The organism is Bradyrhizobium sp. SZCCHNPS1003 (genome assembly GCF_032381555.1).
Taxonomy (GTDB): Bacteria; Pseudomonadota; Alphaproteobacteria; order Rhizobiales; family Xanthobacteraceae; genus Bradyrhizobium.
In genome coordinates this window covers 1-12,598 of sequence record NZ_JAUHIU010000006.1, presented here as the reverse complement: position 1 = coordinate 12,598, position 12,598 = coordinate 1, and the positions used below count along the sequence as shown (strand labels likewise).

10 protein-coding genes are annotated in these 12,598 nt (G+C 65.4%); 9 read left to right on the top strand and 1 reads right to left on the bottom strand.

What is annotated here, in order from left to right:
• The first annotated feature begins 85 nt into the window (after positions 1 to 85).
• Positions 86 to 1,279 carry a sialate O-acetylesterase gene (locus tag QX126_RS11410; protein ID WP_315781006.1) on the top strand — a complete coding sequence of 398 codons (1,194 nt, stop codon included), beginning with the start codon at positions 86 to 88 and terminating at the stop codon, positions 1,277 to 1,279.
• Positions 1,280 to 1,293: 14 nt separating this feature from the next.
• On the opposite strand, the gene QX126_RS11405 is transcribed toward QX126_RS11410, so the two are convergent.
• On the bottom strand, positions 1,294 to 2,781 hold the full coding sequence (locus QX126_RS11405; RefSeq protein WP_315781004.1) for an MDR family MFS transporter: 1,488 nt from the start codon (positions 2,779 to 2,781) through the stop codon (positions 1,294 to 1,296).
• Between the two features lie 137 nt (positions 2,782 to 2,918).
• Between QX126_RS11405 and QX126_RS11400 the strand changes: the two genes are divergently transcribed.
• The 8 genes from QX126_RS11400 to QX126_RS11365 all read left to right on the top strand — a co-directional run bounded on the left by QX126_RS11400 (position 2,919) and on the right by QX126_RS11365 (position 12,239).
• On the top strand, positions 2,919 to 3,167 hold the full coding sequence (locus QX126_RS11400) for a hypothetical protein (protein ID WP_315781002.1): 249 nt from the start codon (positions 2,919 to 2,921) through the stop codon (positions 3,165 to 3,167).
• 261 nt (positions 3,168 to 3,428) lie between these two features.
• Positions 3,429 to 4,916: an IMP dehydrogenase gene (gene guaB / locus QX126_RS11395; RefSeq protein WP_315739185.1), complete on the top strand. Its 1,488-nt coding sequence runs from the start codon at positions 3,429 to 3,431 to the stop codon at positions 4,914 to 4,916.
• Positions 4,917 to 5,124: 208 nt separating this feature from the next.
• A complete protein-coding gene (locus QX126_RS11390) occupies positions 5,125 to 6,147 on the top strand; it encodes an NADP-dependent oxidoreductase (protein WP_315781000.1) in 1,023 nt (340 codons plus the stop codon).
• Between the two features lie 136 nt (positions 6,148 to 6,283).
• Positions 6,284 to 6,619 (top strand): MAPEG family protein, encoded by a 336-nt coding sequence (locus QX126_RS11385; RefSeq protein ID WP_315780998.1) that lies wholly within the window; start codon positions 6,284 to 6,286, stop codon positions 6,617 to 6,619.
• A 13-nt stretch (positions 6,620 to 6,632) separates the two neighbouring features.
• The gene (locus QX126_RS11380; RefSeq protein ID WP_315780996.1) at positions 6,633 to 7,934 is read left to right on the top strand and encodes an RsmB/NOP family class I SAM-dependent RNA methyltransferase; all 1,302 of its coding nucleotides are present in this window, start codon (positions 6,633 to 6,635) and stop codon (positions 7,932 to 7,934) included.
• Positions 7,935 to 8,407: 473 nt separating this feature from the next.
• Positions 8,408 to 10,015, top strand: a complete 1,608-nt coding sequence (gene guaA / locus QX126_RS11375; RefSeq protein WP_315780994.1) for a glutamine-hydrolyzing GMP synthase — start codon at positions 8,408 to 8,410, stop codon at positions 10,013 to 10,015.
• Positions 10,016 to 10,311: 296 nt separating this feature from the next.
• Positions 10,312 to 10,737, top strand: coding sequence for a hypothetical protein (locus QX126_RS11370; RefSeq protein ID WP_315780993.1), 426 nt, complete (start codon positions 10,312 to 10,314; stop codon positions 10,735 to 10,737).
• Positions 10,734 to 12,239: an ImmA/IrrE family metallo-endopeptidase gene (locus tag QX126_RS11365; protein ID WP_315780991.1), complete on the top strand. Its 1,506-nt coding sequence runs from the start codon at positions 10,734 to 10,736 to the stop codon at positions 12,237 to 12,239. Before QX126_RS11370 ends, QX126_RS11365 begins: the two co-directional genes overlap by 4 nt.
• The last annotated feature ends 359 nt before the right edge of the window (positions 12,240 to 12,598 follow it).

Sequence of the window (12,598 nt, the reverse complement as noted above, 5' to 3'; positions counted from 1 at the left end):
GAGGCCGTGTCGCGCGCATGGCTGGGAAGTCAGGGGCCCGGCGCCTGAGGCGGCCGTCAAACGAGGCGAAGGAAGTGATCCGAACATGATGCGACGCGCAATCGCGGCCACGCTTGTCGGTGCGTGGTTGGCCGTCTCGTTGACTGCCACGGCAGGAGCTGCGGAGGTGCTGCCGGCTCGCGACGTCTGCCAGCCGACAACCTCTGCCAGGTCACGCGACGGCAATTGCGTTCCCTGCGCCGTCGGACCGATCTCGACCCGCCCAGGCTTCCTGGCGCTGCTGGAGCAGATGCGAACGCGGCGCGCCGCCTTTGCCGACATCGACCGTCGTATCGACGGCGCGAGCAGCGACCCGGAGGTGCAGAGCCTGCTGCAGGGACGCAACCTCGCTCTTGCGCTGTACGGTTCTGACGCGGATTTCATCGCGGGCGGCAACGCCTCGCGCTGTCTCATGGGGGACAACGAGGCTGCGCGTGCCAGGGCGACGCCAATTGCCTGCGACGCCATTCCGCGCGAGGGGCTGGTGGTGCTTCTGACCGCGGGCCAGTCGAACATCTCCAACACCGGCGCGCCCGATCAGAGTGGCCGGCTCTATCAGCCTCACAACCGGTTCTACAATTTCGACCGCTTCGACGGCCGCTGCTACGTGGCGCGCAATCCGTTGCTGGGAACGCCGGGCGGGGGCGAGAACGTCGCCACCCGGCTGGGCGACGAATTGATCGATCGCGGGCTGGCGAAGACGGTCGTGATCGCACCCGTTGCGATCGGCGGGACTTATCTCGAGGAGTGGCGCGCCCGCGGCGGCAAGTATTTCGAGGTGCTGCTCGCAACCATCGCCGGCCTGCGCGACGCCGGTCTCGAGCCGAGCGCGGTGCTCTGGCATCAGGGCGAGTCCAACGCCTTCGCCTTCTCGACGAACGGGGCGGAGGACGGCACGCATCTGCAAGTCACCCCGAAGATGAAGGAAGCGGGCCGGCTGTCGTACTTGCGGAACTATCTGGAGATCGTCGCCGGCCTGCGGGCGGCCGACGTGACGGCGCCGATCTTCGTGGCCACGGCGACGCTTTGCGGCAGCGTTCCCGACGAGATCATACGCTCGGCGCAGGCTGCGGTGCCGAACCCGGCGCTCGGCGTCCATCCTGGCCCGGATACGGATCAGATCGGGCTTACGCTGCGCCATGACGGCTGCCATATGAGCCGTGCCGGCACGGAGCTGCACGCGCGGATGTGGGCGGATCGCCTCGCCGAGTTCTGGAAGTCCGGCGCGAGGAGACCTTGACCGGAGAACGGTCGCTACCCCAGCCGCTGATCCCGCACGTCCTGCGTGGTCTCGCTCGCCGATTTCCTGGCGGCCTTCTCCGCGCCCTTCTCAGCGCCCTTGCGGCTCGCGATCGCAGCCACCTTACGGCCTGAGATCTCGCTGCCGGCGTCATCCGGCATCTGCCAGAACAGGATCGACGACAGCGCCGACGTGATGGCGACGACGATGAAGGCGGGCGCGAAGGACGACGCGGTGAGCTGGCTCGCCCCGTGCATCCACATCGTGGTCTCCACCGAGAACGCGCCGACCGCGACGCCGGCGGAGATCGCGAGCTGCTGGTTGACACTGGTGAGCGTGGTGGCGCGGCTCATCTGCGCAGTCTCGACCTCGGCATAGGCTACGGTGTTGATCGCGGTGAACTGCAACGAGCGGAAGAAGCCGCCGACCACGAGAATGATCAGGATCAGCAGCAGCGGGGTCGCCGGCGTGAACAGCGCGCAGGCGGCGAGGAAGACCGAACTGACGACGGCATTGACGGTCATCAGATGGCGGAAGCCGAAGGCGCGGATGAGGCGCGCGGCCAGCGCCTTCATGCCCATCGCGCCGGCGGAGGAACCGAAGGTGACGAGGCCGGACTGGAATGGCGACAGGCCGAAGCCGAGCTGCATCAAGAGCGGCAGCAGGAAAGGCAGGGCGCCGATGCCGAGCCGGAACATGAAGCCGCCGACGATCGAGGCGCGCAGGGTCGGCAGTCGCAGCAGCGAGAAGTCGAGCACCGGCGAGTTGGTCCGCCAGGAGTGGCGGACATAGAGCGTCATCGAGATTGCGCCGATCGCGACGAGACTGCCGACCACCGACCATGGCAGCAAATTGAGGCCGGCGACGGAGAGGCCGAAGGCGAGACCGACGAGGCCGATGCCGGCCAGCACCATGCCATAGAGATCAAACGGCTCGGGGTTCTCGCTCTTGATCGGATCGATGAAGCGCAGCGCCATGATGATGCCGACGATGCCGATCGGGATGTTGATCAGGAAGATCCAGTGCCAGGAGAAATAGGTGGTGATGAAGCCGCCGACCGGCGGCCCGATCACCGGGCCGATCAGCGCGGGAATGGTGACCCAGGCCATCGCGCCGACCAGCGCGCTCTTGTCGACGGAACGCAAGAGAACGAGACGGCCGACCGGCGTCATCATCGCCCCGCCCATGCCCTGCAGGATGCGCGCGAACACGAAGTTCTCGACCGAGTTGGCAAAGGCGCAGCCGATCGAGCCGATCATGAACACGGCGACCGCGCTGGAGAACACGCGTCGCGCGCCGAAGCGATCGGCGGTCCAGCCGCTGGCCGGGATGAACACCGCGAGCGACAGCAGATAGGAGGTGATGGCGAGCTTCAAGGTCAGCGGGCTGGTGCCGATGTCCCTGGCGATCGCCGGCAGCGAGGTCGCGATCACCGTGGAGTCCATGTTCTCCATGAACAGGGCGGTGGCGACGATCAGCGGAATGACGCGTTGCTTGTTCATCGGATGTCGGCGGCGGGGGAGGGCAGGCGGGCGGTGCGGCTTTAACACCCTGCGACGAACGAGGCCATTGCGCTGCTGGCATGGCCCCCTAAATGCAGCGCGACGCTGTCGCGTCCCCGCTTCTTGGAGATGTGCCGATGATCTACCTGGTCGCCGCTCTGGTGCCGCCGCTGGGCCTGCTGCTCAACGGGCAGCCGTTTGCGGCGGTGTTCAACTTGCTGCTCTGCGTGGTGTGCCTGGTCCTCGGCCTGTTCTTCCACGTGCTGCTGCTGGTGCCCTCGGCTCACGCGCTGATCGCCGTGCACATGCGGCGGGAGGACCGGCGGCACCGGGAGGTGGTCGAGGCCATCCGCCGCTACGGGCCGCCGCCGGGCGCATGGCGCTAGAGATGGAACTTCTGCTCCGGAATCGGGGTATTCGCGACCTTTTGTTGCGCGTTTCGGACCTGATCAGGGCCGGTCTGGGCCGTTCTTCGCAATCGCGGGAGGATGGTGGATCGGCCCTTTGATTCGTCACAGGCCCATGCTATCGACCCGCGTCAACCCCACCGATGGGCACCGATTCGACGGCGAGGCATGGTCTCGACGGCGGCGCCGCTCATCCGTACCCGCATCGCGGCCGTTTTGGCCGCAGACAAGGAGTTGACGATGGCGACCGTCCAGACACTTCGCGAAGCCTTCACCTTCGACGACGTGCTCCTGAAGCCGGGCCTCTCCGATGTGCTTCCCTCCGAGGTCGACATCCGCTCGCGCGTGACGCGCGAGATCCCGCTCAACATTCCGATCATGGCCTCCGCCATGGATACCGTGACCGAGGCGCGCATGGCGATCGCCATGGCGCAGGCCGGCGGCGTCGGCGTCATCCACCGCAATTTCGATCCCGAGGGCCAGGCCGCCCAGGTGCGCCAGGTCAAGAAGTTCGAATCGGGCATGGTGGTGAACCCGCTGACCATCTCGCCGGACGCAACGCTCGCCGACGCGCTGGCGCTGATGAAGGATTACGGCTTCTCCGGCATCCCGGTGGTCACCGGCGGCGGCAAGGGCATCCCCGGCAAGCTGGTCGGCATTCTCACCAATCGTGACGTGCGCTTCGCCACCGATCCGCGCCAGAAGATCTCCGAGCTGATGACGCACGAGAACCTCGTCACCGTGCGCGAAGGCGTCGGCCAGGACGAGGCCAAGAAGATCCTGCACAAGCACCGCATCGAGAAGCTGCTGGTCGTCGACGATCAGTACCGCTGCGTCGGCCTGATCACCGTCAAGGACATGGAGAAGGCGGTCGCGCATCCGCTCGCCTGCAAGGACGGCCAGGGCCGCCTGCGTGTCGCGGCCGCCACGACGGTCGGCGAGGGCGGCTTCGAGCGCACCGAGCGGCTGATCGAGGCCGGTGTCGACCTCATCGTGGTCGACACCGCGCACGGTCATTCCTCGCGCGTGCTCGAGGCGGTCAACCGCATCAAGCGCATCTCCAACGCCGTGCAGGTGATCGCCGGCAACATCGCCACCCGCGACGGCGCGCAGGCGCTGATCGATGCCGGGGCTGACGCGGTCAAGGTCGGCATCGGCCCGGGCTCGATCTGCACCACCCGCATCGTCGCCGGCGTCGGCGTGCCGCAGCTCACCGCGATCATGGATGCGGTCGAGGCGGCCAAGAAGGCCGATGTGCCTGTCATCGCCGACGGCGGCATCAAGTTCTCCGGCGATCTCGCCAAGGCGCTCGCCGCCGGCGCCGATGTCGCCATGGTCGGCTCGCTGCTGGCCGGCACCGACGAGACCCCCGGCGAAGTGTTCCTGTGGCAGGGCCGCTCCTACAAGGCTTATCGCGGCATGGGCTCGGTCGGCGCGATGGCGCGCGGCTCGGCCGACCGCTACTTCCAGCAGGACATCAAGGACACGCTCAAGCTCGTGCCGGAGGGCATCGAGGGCCAGGTGCCGTACAAGGGTCCGGTCGGCAACGTCATGCACCAGCTCGCCGGCGGTCTGCGTGCCGCCATGGGCTATGTCGGCGCCAAGGATCTCGGCGAGTTTCACTCCAAGTCCGAGTTCGTCCGCATCACCGGCGCGGGCCTGCGCGAAAGCCACGTGCATGACGTCACGATCACCCGCGAAAGCCCGAACTATCCGGGCGGGGTGTAAGCGAGAAGGCCGCCACGCGTCCGTCATTCCGGGGCAGCATGACGCGCGTTTTGCGCGGCGTGCTGAACCCGGAATCTCGATATTGTCTTGCGCAATCACCTTTGCGCATCACCTCTGGATTCCGGGTTCGCGCTGACGCGCGCCCCGGAATGACGGAGGAGAGATCATCATTCCCTCGGCAACGATAAGAACATCAGGAGGAAACACCATGTCCCAAGCCAAGCGCATCGTTCTCGCCGCCCGTCCCGTCGGCGAGCCCAAGCCGTCAGACTTCCGCCTCGAGGAGCACGCCATTCCGACGCCCGGTGCTGGCGAAGTGCTGCTGCGCACGATCTGGCTGTCGCTCGATCCGTACATGCGCGGGCGCATGAGCGACGGGCCGTCCTATGCCCAGCCGGTGCCGGTCGGCGGCGTCATGGAAGCCGGCACGGTGTGCGAGGTGGTGGCCTCCAACAATCCGGGCTTTGCGGCCGGTGACATCGTGCTGGCGCGCGCCGGCTGGCAGACGCATGCGATCTCCGACGGCAAGGGTCTCGCCAAGGTCGACCCCAAGCTGGCGCCGATCTCGACCGCGGTCGGCGTGCTCGGCATGCCCGGCATGACGGCCTATACCGGCCTGCTCGACATCGGCCAGCCCAAGCCGGGCGAGACGGTGGTGGTCGCCGCAGCCTCCGGCGCGGTCGGCTCGGCCGTCGGGCAGATCGCGAAGATCAAGGGCGCCCGGGCCATCGGCATCGCCGGCGGCAAGGACAAATGCGACTATGTGAAATCCGAGTTCGGCTTCGACGACTGCCTCGACCATCGCGATCCCGATCTCGCCGCCAAGCTCAAGGAAGCCTGCCCGAAGGGCATCGACGTCTATTTCGAGAATGTCGGCGGCCCGGTGTTCGAGGCGGTGTTCCCGCTGTTCAACGCCTTCGCCCGCATGCCCGTCTGCGGCCTGATCGCCCATTACAACGACACCCAGTCGGTGGCGCCGAAATGGGCCGGCGCGCTGATGCGCAACGTGCTGACCAAGCGGCTCACCATCCGCGGCTTCATCGTCTCCGACTTCGCCTCCCGCCATGGCGACTTCCTCAAGGACATGTCGGCCTGGGTCCGCGACGGCAAGGTCAAGTACAAGGAGTTCGTCACCGAGGGCCTGGAGAACGCGCCGTCAGCGTTCATGGGCCTGCTGAAAGGTGCCAATTTCGGCAAGCAGCTGGTGCGGGTCGGGCCGGACAAGGCCTGAGCCACTCCTGATGTGAAAGTTCGGCCCAGTCGCAGAAAAACGGGAACCACGGGGGGTTGTCGGGAGTCCCTTGGGAACCGGTTCAATCATGAAGGCCCGGCATCATGCCGGGCCTTCGACTTCCAGGGGGATTCTCATGTCGCTGACCATGGTGCTGCTGCCCGTCTTCGTCGAGGTCGGGCTCACCTTCGCTCTGCTGTTCTGGAACAGGACGCGGGCGCAAGCCACTGACGCCGCCGACGAATTCGGCCTGCCAACCCTGTTCTACGCCCTGATCGCCATTGCGCTGCCGCTGCGCCACGCCGATCTGGTGATCGTGCTGCTGTCCTGGGTGTTCGTGGTGACCCGCTTTGTCAATGCCGGCCTTGTCAGCGGCGCCAAGGACGACCGCGGGCTCGCCTGGACCGCCTCGGCGCTGGTGCTGCTGGCGATGTGGCTGTATTTCGCCCTCAAGATCCTTCTCCTGATCTAGAACTGGACCCTGAATGACCCCCGCCGCCCGGCTGTCCGCCGCCATCGACATCATCGAAACCATCGAGGCCGACAGGGCGCCGGCGGCCAAGGCGCTGAAGGACTGGGGCACCAGCCACCGCTTCGCCGGCTCCGGCGACCGCGCCGCCATCGCGGGCCTCGTCTGGGACGTGCTGCGCCGCCGCGCCTCCAGCGCCTACCTGATGGAGGACGACACGGCGCGTGCGCGCGTGCTCGGCATGCTCAAGCTCGAGCGCGGCCTCGATGTCGCGACCATCGGTGCGATGTGCGACGGCAGCCGCTTCGCCCCGCCGCCGCTCAACGCGCAAGAGGAGAAGGCGCTGGCCACGCGCACCACCGAGGGCGCGCCGCCGCCGGTCGCCGGCGACTATCCCGACTGGCTTGATCCGTATCTCGCCGCCGTGTTCGGCGACGACCGCGTTGCGGAAGCCATGGCGATGGCCAGCCGCGCGCCGCTCGATTTGCGCGTCAACACGCTCAAGGCCAAGCGCGACAAGGTGCAGGCCTCGCTGAAGCATCTCGGCGCTGTGCCGACGTCATGGTCGCCGATCGGCCTGCGCATCACGCTCGGCGCCGACGCCCGCAATCCCGGAATCCATGCCGAGGAGGATTTCATCAAGGGCGCCATCGAGGTCCAGGACGAGGGCTCGCAGCTCGCGGCGCTGTTCACCGCCGCCAAGCCCGGCGAGCAGGTGATCGACCTCTGCGCCGGCGCCGGCGGCAAGACCCTTGCCTTGGCGGCGATGATGGGCGGCAAGGGCCGGCTGATCGCCACCGACCACGACAAGCGCCAGCTCGCCCCCATCCACGAGCGGCTGTCGCGCGCCGGCGTCCACAATGCCGATGTCCGCAGCCCGAAGGGCGACGCCGACCCGCTCGCCGACATCAAGGCCTCGGCCGATCTCGTCGTCATCGACGCCCCCTGCACGGGCACTGGCACCTGGCGCCGCAACCCCGACGCCAAATGGCGCATGCGCCCCAGCGCCCTCGAGATCCGTCTCAAGGACCAGGCCGAAGTGCTTGATCGCGCGGCCTCCCTGGTCAAGCCCGGCGGCCGCATCGCCTACATCACCTGCTCGGTGCTGCAGCCCGAAAATGGCGACCAGGTGAGAGCGTTCGTGGAGCGGCATCCGGAGTTCGCGGTTCAGCCCCCGGAGCAAACCGCCACCGTCCTCTGGGACAAGGCCGAGGCCTTCGCCGAGGCCGCGCTGAAGACGCCGGAGGGCTGGCTGATGACCCCGCGCCGGACGGGTACGGACGGGTTCTTCGTGTCGGTGCTGAAGAAGCAGGCGTAGCCGCACCCACACCGCCGTAGGGTGGGCAAAGGCGCTGCCGCGCCATGTCCGCGCACGACAATGGCAATGGCGTCGTGCCCACCGTGTCGCCGCGGTGAACGCCGCCCGACGGTGGGCACGGCGCGCACCGGCGTGGACCAAACGGAAGGCCTGCCACGCGCCTTTGCCCACCCTACGGCCCCCCCGCCGCGAACATTCCCCGCTGTCGTCCCGGGCAAGCCCCGCGCGCGTAGCGCGTGGGGCGCCGACCCGGGACCCATACTCCGCGGCCGTCGTCTGGCGCGAGCTGTGGCCACAGCGTGCCCGAGCCCCGCGTCCTGTGGCTATGGATCCCGGCTCGGCGCGAACTGGCGCAATGCTGCGCATTGCCCCAGTCCGCTTGGCCGGGACGACAGCGGTGGGTGGGGTACGCACCGGTGAATCGCTTGCTGGCAAGGGTTGCGAGACTCCCCGCCGCGGCGTAATTGCTTGCCATGACAGCCCAAGACAACTCCCCGAACACCTCCGCCGCCGCCGACACCTCCGTGGCCGCGCTCCACGACAAGATCCTGATCGTCGATTTCGGCAGCCAGGTCACGCAGCTGATCGCGCGCCGGGTGCGCGAGGACGGCGTGTATTGCGAGATCGTGCCGTTCCAGAAGGCGGAGGCCGCCTTCCGCGAGATGCAGCCCAAGGCCGTGATCCTCTCCGGCGGCCCGGAATCGGTCCATGAGGCAGGCTCCCCGCGCGCCCCGCAGCTGATCTTCGACAGCGGCGTGCCCGTGATGGGCATCTGCTACGGCCAGATGACGATGGCCGCCCAGCTCGGCGGCACCGTCGAGGGCGGCCACCACCGCGAGTTCGGCCGCGCCGATGTCGAGGTCAAGACCAACAGCCGCCTGTTCGAGGGCGTCTGGCAGACCGGCGAGCAGCACCAGGTGTGGATGAGCCATGGCGACCGCATCACCCAGATGCCGCCGGGCTTCTCGGTCGCCGGCGTCTCGCCGAACGCGCCCTTCGCCGTGATCCAGGACGAGCAGCGCAAGTATTACGGCCTGATGTTCCACCCCGAGGTGGTGCACACGCCCGACGGCGCAAAACTGATCCGCAACTTCGTCCGTAACATCGCCGGCCTCGGCGGCGACTGGACCATGCACGCCTTCCGCGCCGAGGAGATCAAGAAGATCCGCGCGCAAGTCGGCAAGGGCAAGGTGATCTGCGGCCTCTCCGGCGGCGTCGATTCCGCCGTCGCGGCCGTGCTGATCCACGAGGCGATCGGCGACCAGCTTACCTGCGTGTTCGTCGATCACGGCCTGCTCAGGCTCAACGAGGCCGAGACCGTCGTCGACCTGTTCCGGCACCACTACAACATCCCGCTGGTGCATGTTGACGCCTCAAAGCTCTTCCTCGGCGAGCTCGCCGGCGTCACCGACCCCGAAGCGAAGCGCAAGACCATCGGACGCCTCTTCATCGACGTGTTCGACGCGGAGGCCAAGAAGATCGGCGGCGCCGATTTCCTGGCGCAGGGCACGCTCTATCCCGACGTGATCGAGAGCGTCTCCTTCACCGGCGGCCCCTCGGTGACGATCAAGTCGCACCACAATGTCGGCGGCCTGCCGGCGCGCATGAACATGAAGCTGGTCGAGCCCTTGCGCGAATTGTTCAAGGACGAGGTCCGTGTGCTCGGCCGCGAGCTCGGCCTGCCCGACGTATTCGTCGGCCGCCACCCATTCCCGGGCCCGGGCCTCGCCATCCGCTGCCCCGGCGAGATCACCGTCGAGAAGCTCGACATCCTGCGCAAGGCCGACGCCATCTACATCGACGAGATCCGCAAGGCCGGCCTCTACGACACCATCTGGCAGGCCTTCGCCGTGCTGCTCCCCGTCAAGACCGTCGGCGTCATGGGCGATGGCCGCACCTACGACTACGTCGTCGGCCTGCGCGCCGTCACCTCCACCGACGGCATGACCGCCGATTTCTATCCGTTCGACATGAAGTTCCTCGGCAATACGGCGACGCGCATCATCAACGAGGTGAAGGGCGTGAACAGGGTGGTGTATGATGTGACCAGCAAGCCGCCGGGGACGATTGAGTGGGAGTAGGGGGCAGATCAGAGGCTTACAGGATACTTCGGTGGCTGACTGCGGTTTAAATCGAGATGCACTCGTTCTCTACTAGGAGTTCTGAACAGCAACAACGCGCTTCACGCGGCAAGAAAATGACGGTATTTTTAGCCGCAATTAACGGTAAAGAAAACTACCGTCAGACTGAATCGTCTGCCGATGACTTTTTCTGCATGTCGCACGGTGATTGCTTGAGTCTTTGACGGTCGTGGCGACGGTGTCGGCATAAACCGATCAAGCAGAGTAGGATAAATCTGTTAGCCTCGGATCGATAGATGCCCCGTCAAGTCTCGCGCGCAACACCGCTTTATCGCGGATCTTCCAAGCACAAGAACAGGCCGGCCGACGAGCAGAAGGGTACACTGTGTCCCGAATGGACCCATCAAACCGCCGCTGGAGGATTTGCGACCGATCCTCATGCTCATGACTGGGCAGCGACGAAAGCGGCGGAACTATTCGCGGGCTCAGTAGTGGATGGGAAAAGCGGCCGACGCTATGCGACGGCCGAGGGCATAGCTTTCGAAGCCAAACCGACCGCCGACGGAACTTGGCACGGGTTCCCAATTCCCTGGGAGAGCGTACCTGTTGCCATCAAGAATGACTGGTTGCGGAGCGGAGCCGTAAAGTCGCGCCAGACAAAAAGGTACTTTCGCTTCGACAAGAATGATATCCATTGGGCCATGACAACGGATAATCGATGACCGAGTTTGCTCGCTTTGGTGACCCGTCACGGTTCGAAATCGCGATGCGCTGGGTCGCAGATTGCCAGCCGCGCGACCGACTGCCAGCACATGGCGGTTGGTCGACGGGTGAGCTGCGCCTCACGGTCGGGAACCTTGTACTCACCCGGCATGATTTCACAGGCAACGATCACGACGCGATTCGTTGGTATTTATTACCCATTTTCGAGTGGTTGGCCACGAATTGGGTGTCGTTGTTGCATGAGGAGCGCTTTGCTTGGCGGGACAATCATGCGGTACCGGCAGCTACCGCCGTGTTTATGGCGCTACGCCGACTGATCGATGCGCGTTCAGAGTGGGAGCAGGCAGAGTATGCAGCTGTGCAAGGGTGGTGGGCGCGGCACGCCCTGCGTGCAGCGGATTCGAGTGCACTCTTTCCTGACTTAGTTATTCGCCGCTTAGTGAACGACGTTGAAATATCTTGGACCGCTAGGCAGCCAAGCTACGCGCCGGATGGATATCGATTCATGGTGTCCCCGGGTGCCGCTACCTTGCCTGTATCCGAGGTTGCTGCCCCCTTGTGGGAGGCCCTTGCCTGGGTAGTGAGCTCGCCGCCGGCTGATCTAAAGGCCGACGACCGCAAGTCGGTCGCCGAACTCGAACGAAAGATTGATCGGCTCCGACACCTACCGCTTGCGGCACTTGAGCAGGCATATCTTCCCACTGAGTTATTTGGCAAAGTGGAAAAAGCGCGCGATGAGATCGGCATGCATGACTGCAGCATTCGCACGGTGGCGATGCCCGCAATTACGCAGCTCGACGACGCTGTGCTGATGTTTGGGGGCGTCAGCCCCAGCATCGGCCTGCAGGATACACGCACATTGCTGAACCTGCTGGCGAACCAAGCTGGTGGCCAGGACTCGCCCGAATTGGCCGAACTGGTCGATACAACTATTGGCGCGCCGCTGACCGCCCCCTTCGAGGAAGGTTACGACCTGGCCGAAGACCTTCTCGACGATTTGAATTTAGCTCAGGGAACGACCGTCATCGATGTGCGTTCCCTCGTGTCAAAATTGGGCATTCGCGTTATCGAACGACGTCTTCATACCTCAACGATACGCGGCGTCGCCATTGCTGGAGCCGAGTATCATCCAGCGATCATCGTGAACTTGACCAGTGCCTATAATGCTGAGGAGCCGGGACGGCGTTTTACCCTGGCTCATGAGTTGTTTCATGTCCTCTACGATCGTGAAAGAGCTAGACGAATCACACATTCGAGCGGGCCATGGGCGCCTCCGGGCATCGAAAAGCGTGCGAACGCTTTTGCGGCGATGCTTCTGATGCCGCGCCATTTGGTCCGGCACTTGTTGCCGCATGGGACCCTCGATAGGGATAACCTTTTCCAGACGGCAGCCGAGATGGAAGTTGGTGCGACGGCCCTGCTTGAACATCTCTTCAACATAGGCGTAATCGACGAATTTAAACGTGACGAGCTCCGAGCAGCGCTGCAGACTGTGGTATGAAGTGGACCCGGGTTGCAGTGGCAGTGCATGAAACTCGTTGGCCCTCGCTGCGATTGAGAAAGTTGGTCGCGACGTGCCGACCGCGAAAGCCACGCGCGGACTATCGTAGTCCAACTGAGCATCCACCCGACGGGCAATTGCCGCATGCCTTGCATGCGCCAACTGCCCGTCGTGCCAGTTTGTCGCAAACTCATCCCTTGCCTCGTCGGGCAAATCACCCTCACATTCTCGCGCATCCCGGCTCGCTGAAGAGGGACGTTTCGGGGGTTACGGTGACAGGTGCTGGACTGCACCCCTTAAGTGAGACACGATAATTTCTGTGACAGGCATTTCGAGGATGACCTGTGGCAGCAAGAGGG

Excerpts from the sequence above, each read along its gene's own strand:
- QX126_RS11410 (WP_315781006.1), top strand. The coding sequence starts at position 86 with ATGATGCGACGCGCAATCGCGGCCACGCTTGTCGGTGCGTGGTTGGCC.
- QX126_RS11405 (WP_315781004.1), bottom strand. The coding sequence starts at position 2,781 with ATGAACAAGCAACGCGTCATTCCGCTGATCGTCGCCACCGCCCTGTTC.
- QX126_RS11400 (WP_315781002.1), top strand. The coding sequence starts at position 2,919 with ATGATCTACCTGGTCGCCGCTCTGGTGCCGCCGCTGGGCCTGCTGCTC.
- guaB (WP_315739185.1), top strand. The coding sequence starts at position 3,429 with ATGGCGACCGTCCAGACACTTCGCGAAGCCTTCACCTTCGACGACGTG.
- QX126_RS11390 (WP_315781000.1), top strand. The coding sequence starts at position 5,125 with ATGTCCCAAGCCAAGCGCATCGTTCTCGCCGCCCGTCCCGTCGGCGAG.
- QX126_RS11385 (WP_315780998.1), top strand. The coding sequence starts at position 6,284 with ATGTCGCTGACCATGGTGCTGCTGCCCGTCTTCGTCGAGGTCGGGCTC.
- QX126_RS11380 (WP_315780996.1), top strand. The coding sequence starts at position 6,633 with ATGACCCCCGCCGCCCGGCTGTCCGCCGCCATCGACATCATCGAAACC.
- guaA (WP_315780994.1), top strand. The coding sequence starts at position 8,408 with ATGACAGCCCAAGACAACTCCCCGAACACCTCCGCCGCCGCCGACACC.
- QX126_RS11370 (WP_315780993.1), top strand. The coding sequence starts at position 10,312 with ATGCCCCGTCAAGTCTCGCGCGCAACACCGCTTTATCGCGGATCTTCC.
- QX126_RS11365 (WP_315780991.1), top strand. The coding sequence starts at position 10,734 with ATGACCGAGTTTGCTCGCTTTGGTGACCCGTCACGGTTCGAAATCGCG.